Annotated in this window: 6 protein-coding genes; 2 read left to right on the top strand and 4 right to left on the bottom strand. The window is 66.9% G+C overall.

Going from position 1 to position 4,996, the window contains the following annotated elements:
- The first annotated feature begins 145 nt into the window (after positions 1-145).
- Both rpiB and glyA read left to right on the top strand, forming a co-directional pair.
- Complete coding sequence (gene rpiB, locus SX243_25090) at positions 146-598, top strand: ribose 5-phosphate isomerase B (GenBank protein MDY7096265.1); 453 nt, start codon at positions 146-148, stop codon at positions 596-598.
- A gap of 102 nt (positions 599-700) precedes the next feature.
- Positions 701-1,954 (top strand): serine hydroxymethyltransferase, encoded by a 1,254-nt coding sequence (gene glyA, locus SX243_25085; protein MDY7096264.1) that lies wholly within the window; start codon positions 701-703, stop codon positions 1,952-1,954.
- Between the two features lie 32 nt (positions 1,955-1,986).
- Here glyA and SX243_25080 read toward each other — a convergent pair whose 3' ends face one another.
- From SX243_25080 to SX243_25065, 4 genes are all read right to left on the bottom strand, one after another.
- Positions 1,987-3,348 carry a Mur ligase family protein gene (locus SX243_25080; GenBank protein MDY7096263.1) on the bottom strand — a complete coding sequence of 454 codons (1,362 nt, stop codon included), beginning with the start codon at positions 3,346-3,348 and terminating at the stop codon, positions 1,987-1,989.
- Between the two features lie 62 nt (positions 3,349-3,410).
- Entirely contained in the window at positions 3,411-4,256 is an 846-nt protein-coding gene (gene accD, locus SX243_25075; GenBank protein ID MDY7096262.1) for an acetyl-CoA carboxylase, carboxyltransferase subunit beta, read from the bottom strand.
- A 97-nt stretch (positions 4,257-4,353) separates the two neighbouring features.
- Positions 4,354-4,593 carry a hypothetical protein gene (locus tag SX243_25070; GenBank protein ID MDY7096261.1) on the bottom strand — a complete coding sequence of 80 codons (240 nt, stop codon included), beginning with the start codon at positions 4,591-4,593 and terminating at the stop codon, positions 4,354-4,356.
- 64 nt (positions 4,594-4,657) lie between these two features.
- On the bottom strand, positions 4,658-4,996 hold a 339-nt coding region (locus SX243_25065; GenBank protein ID MDY7096260.1), incomplete at its 5' end, for an energy transducer TonB.

The raw sequence follows: 4,996 nt of genomic DNA, 5'->3' as shown, positions 1-4,996 counted from the left end.
AGAGAAGCCGGCGGAGGACGCCAAGGCGGAAGAAGCCGAGAAGAAGGCCGATGACGCCAAGGCCGATGACGCCAAGGCCGATGACGCCAAGGCCGATGACGCCAAGGCCGAGGACGAAGAGTCCAAGAAGTCCTGAGGTAGCGCTGTGAGCGGGCAGAAGATCATCGCCGTTGGCGCAGACCACGCGGGCTTCGATCTCAAGCAAGCGCTCTGCGGGTTCTTGGAGCAGCAGGGCTACGAGGTGAAGGACCTCGGCACCCATTCCACCGAGAGCACCGACTATCCGGATTACGCCGGTCAGGTCGCGCGGGCCGTGGCGGCGGGGGAGGCCGAGCGCGGCCTCTTGGTCTGCGGCACCGGCATCGGCATGGCCATGGCGGCCAACCGGTTCGCCGGTGTCCGCGCCGCCAACTGCTTCGACACCTACGCCTGCGCCATGGCGCGGGCGCACAACGACGCCAACGTCCTGACCCTGGCGGCCCGCATGCTGGCCCAGCCGTACGCCGAAGAGATCCTACGCGTCTTTCTCGACACCGCCTTCGAGGGAGGGCGGCACCAGCGTCGGGTCGACAAGATGGATTCGGTGACCGGCGGCTGATCGAGGTCAGTGGCTGCTGAGTCGACCTTCCCCACCCGTATCCACTGCCCTAGAAGCTCATCATCGCCGGCGACCAGACTCGCATCGAGAGGTTGAATCACCATGTCTGATTTCCAAGCCCTGCTGAAGGAGGATCCCGAGATCTTCGAGACCATCGAAGCGGAGCGCCAGCGCCAGAACACCGGCCTGGAGCTCATCGCCTCGGAGAATTTCGCCAGCCCGGCGGTGATGGCGGCCACCGGCTGTGTGATGACCAACAAGTATGCGGAGGGCTATCCCGGGCGCCGATATTACGGTGGCTGCGAGTTCGTCGATCAGGCCGAGCGGCTGGCTCGGCAGCGGGCCAAGGAGCTCTTCGGGGCGGATCACGCCAACGTCCAGCCCCATAGCGGCACCACCGCCAACATGGGGGTGTATTTTGCCGTCCTCGAGCCCGGCGACAAGCTCTTGGGTATGGACCTCTCCTGCGGCGGCCATCTCACTCACGGCCACCATCTGAGCTACTCCGGCCGCGACTTCGAGGTGCACCACTACGGCGTCGATCGGGAGACCGAGCGGCTGGACTACGAGGAGGTGGAGCGGCTGGCCATGGAGCACCGGCCGAAGCTCATCATCGCCGGTGCCAGCGCCTATAGCCGGATCATCGACTTCGAGCGCTTTCGCCAGATCGCCGACCGTTCGGGGTCGCTTTTGATGGCGGATATCGCTCACATCGCCGGACTGGTGGCGGCGGGGCTGCACCCGTCGCCGGTGCCCCATTGCGACTTCGTCACCACCACCACCCACAAGACGCTGAGGGGGCCCCGGGGAGGCTTGATCCTGTGCCGCCAGGAACATAAGAAGAAGATCGACCGCGCCCTCTTTCCTGGTATCCAGGGCGGTCCCCTGATGCACGTGGTGGCGGCCAAGGCGGTGGCCTTCAAGGCGGCCTTGGGAGAGGACTTCCGCAACTATCAGACCCGGGTAGTGGCCAACTCCCGGCGGCTGGCGGAGAAGCTCACGGAGCTCGGCCACCGCATCGTCTCCGGCGGCACCGACAACCATGTCTTTCTCCTCGACGTAGCAGCGGCGGGCACCACCGGCAAGGTGGCGGAGAAGTCCTTGGAGGCTGCGGGGATCACGGCGAATAAGAACACCATCCCCTACGACACGAATCCGCCCCTGGTGGCCTCGGGCATCCGCCTGGGCACCCCGGCGGTGACCACCCGAGGCATGGGCCCGGCGGAGATGGACATCCTGGCGGGCTGGATCTCGGAGATCCTCGCCGAGCCGGAGAGCGAAGAGATCCAGCGCTCCATCCGCCAGCAGGTGGCGGAGCTCACCGAGCGCTTCCCGCTCTACTCGCCGATGGTTTGAGGGCTGCTACCGTCTTCTGGCTATGAGGGCGGTTAGGTTTGGCCGCCGCCGAGGTGTAGGTCTGCGGCCGCCGGGGGCTTGCCGGTTCGTTGGCGCAAGAGCTCGCGGATGCGCCCGCTGAGGTAGATGGATCCCGTCACCAGAAGTGTTGGGGAGGCGGCATGGGCCAGGGCCTGATCCAAGGCCGCTTCGGCGTCGTTTTCCACCACCAGACGGCCCTCTCTTCGTAGCTCCTCCAGTAGATCCCCCGGCAAGCTGCGGGCCAGCTCGTCGGCATCGCGGCCGCGGCCCGCCGGCGGCCGGCTGAGGACGATCTTGCGGCTGAGCTTGGCCAGAGGGGCCAGGAAGGTCTCCGGGGCCTTGTCCTCCAGGGCGCCGAAGAGCAGGTCCACCGGCTCCCCCAATTCCTTCAGAAAGTCCACCAGCGCGGCGGCGCCGTCGGCGTTGTGGGCCGCTTCCAGTACGACTCTCTCCGGTAGCCCTGGGCCATCCGTTGGCCCGGACTCGCCCAACTCCACCGTCTCCAGCCGCCCCGGCCACCGGCAGGCGGCGGTGCCCTGGGTGATGGCTTCGGCGTCGAGGCGCTGCCATCCGAGTTCTCGCAGGTACTCGGCGGCTCGCACCGCCAGGCCTAGATTGCGGCTTTGGTGCGCTCCGGGGAGGGCCAGCCTCAGCCGGTACTCGGCGGCTGGCGTTCTCAGCTCGATTTCCTGGCCGTGCCATCCCGCCGGCCTTCGTTGCCGGATCTCCACCTCGTCGTCGGCGGCTTCCAGGGGAGCGCCGAGATCCCTCGCCTCCGCCTCTAGCGTTCGGCGGGCCTCGGTGGCGGAGACCCAGGCGAGGGCCGGCTTGCCGGGGCGCAGGATGCCCGCTTTCTCCCGGGCGATGGCATCCAGGGTGGCGCCCAGATGCTCCTGGTGGTCGAGGCCGATCTCGGTGATCACGGAAAGCTCGGGAAACGCGACGTTGGTAGCGTCCAGGCGCCCTCCCAGCCCGACCTCCAGCACTGCCAGGTCGACCTTCTCCCGGGCGAACCAGCGCAGAGCCGCAATGGTCAGGGTCTCGAAGTAGGAAGGCGGGTGGCCGAGGCACGCTTCACCGGCCTCGATGGTCTCGTCGCACAATGCCTCCAGCTCCGCCAGGGCGATGGCATGGCCGTCGATGCGCAAGCGTTCGCGGACGCTCTCCAGGTGCGGCGAGGTGTAGAGCCCGACCCGATAGCCGGCGGCGCCGGCCATGGAGGCCAGCAGAGCTGCCGTCGAACCTTTGCCGTTGGTGCCGGCGACCAACACCGTGGGCAGGTCGCGGTGGGGATCGCCGAAGTCCGCCAGTACCTCGCGGGTGGCGTCCAGCCCCAGACGCATGCCGAACATGGGCAGGCTGTCGAGGCGCATGGTGAGGAGCTGGGCGGTGGGGCGAGCTTCAGCGTTGGGGCTGCGCTCGGGGCAGGGGCCGCTCAGGTGAAATGGCGCAGGCAGCGGCCGAGGGTGGCCTTGAGCTCGTTGCGCGGCACGACCATGTCGAGGAAGCCGTGCTCGAGGAGGAATTCGCTGCGCTGGAAGCCCTCCGGCAAGCTCTGGCGGATGGTCTGCTCGATCACCCGCGGACCGGCAAAGCCGATGAGGGCGCCGGGCTCGGCGATGTTGAGGTCGCCGACCATGGCGAAGGAGGCGGTGACGCCGCCGGTGGTGGGGTCGGTGAGCACCGAGATGTAGGGCAGCCGAGCTTCCCGCAGCTCCGCCAGGGCGGTGGAGATCTTCGCCATCTGCATCAGCGAGAGAACACCCTCTTGCATGCGGGCGCCGCCGGAGGCGGAAACGATGATCAGCGGGCATCGCTGCTCCAGCGCCCGCTCTGCCGCCAGCGTGACCTTCTCGCCCACTACCGAGCCCATGGAGCCGCCCATGAATCGATAGTCCATCACCGCCATCACCACCGGTAGCTCTTCCAGGTGGCCTTCCACCACGATCACCGCGTCGAGGACGCCGGTTTTCTTCTGGTAGGCCTTGAGGCGGTCGGAGTAGTTCTTGGTGTCCTTGAACTGCAGCGGATCGCTGGGGCGGATGTCGGGATAGAGCTGAGCCGGCTCGTCCTCGTCCAGGAGCAGGCGAATGCGCGCCGGGGCGTCGATGCGGAAGTGAAATCCGCACTTCGGGCAGATGCGGCCGTTGCGCTCGACTTCCTTGGTGTAGACCACCTCGCGGCAGCCGTCGCATTTGCTCCACAGCCCTTCCGGCACGGTGCTCCGGGGGCGCTCCGAGCGAACCGGCTTGGGCTTCTTGTCTTTTTTGAACCAGGGCATGGGGTGGGGGCTCGTAGGGTGCGCCGGAATACGAGGCGCACGACCGGCCCGGAGCATGGTGGAGATCGGTCACCAGGCTGTCAGGGCCGGTGGTCGATCAGAAGCCGGATTCCTCCTCGTCGTCCTCTTCGTCCATCAGATCGTTGGGCACGCCGAGACGGGCGCAGGCGGCATCGTACATCTGCCGCGCGGCCTTCTTCGCGGCCTGCAGCTCGGCCAGGCGATCCTTGACCTTGGCCAGCTCTTCCTCGATCTGCTGATCGAGATCGTTGATCTGGGACTTCTCGAAGGAGAGGATGCTTTCGTAGTGTTGCTTCTGTTCGTCGGAAAGGCTCATTGGGTTCCTCCAATGCGTTCCTCCGCGGCTGGTTTGAGTTGGATGCCGCGGAGGGATGAGGCGGTTAGAGTCGAAATGGAATCTTCAGGGTGGCCCACATCTTCACTCGCACACCTTCTTTGGTAGCGGGTTTGAATCGGGCGGTGCGCGCTGCCTCGGCCGCCGCCTCGTTGAGCCCGGTCTTGGAGCGCACTCCCTGAACGATCTTGACTTCCTGCACGCGGCCGCGTTCGTCCACCAGCAGCGAGAGGATGACGTCACCTTCAACTCGCGCTCGGCGAGCGATGGCAGGATACTTTGGTTCGTCGATGGAGACAAGCACCGGCGGGCTCACGCCGGGCCCGGCGGTCACCAGGTCCCCCTCCGCTACCTTCGGGGCTGGTGGCGGCGCGGCCGGCTGAGC

The organism is Acidobacteriota bacterium (genome assembly GCA_034211275.1).
Classification (GTDB): Bacteria; Acidobacteriota; Thermoanaerobaculia; order Multivoradales; family JAHZIX01; genus JAGQSE01.
Note: the sequence above shows the minus strand (reverse complement) of the source record. Positions and strands in the feature narration are given on the sequence as shown.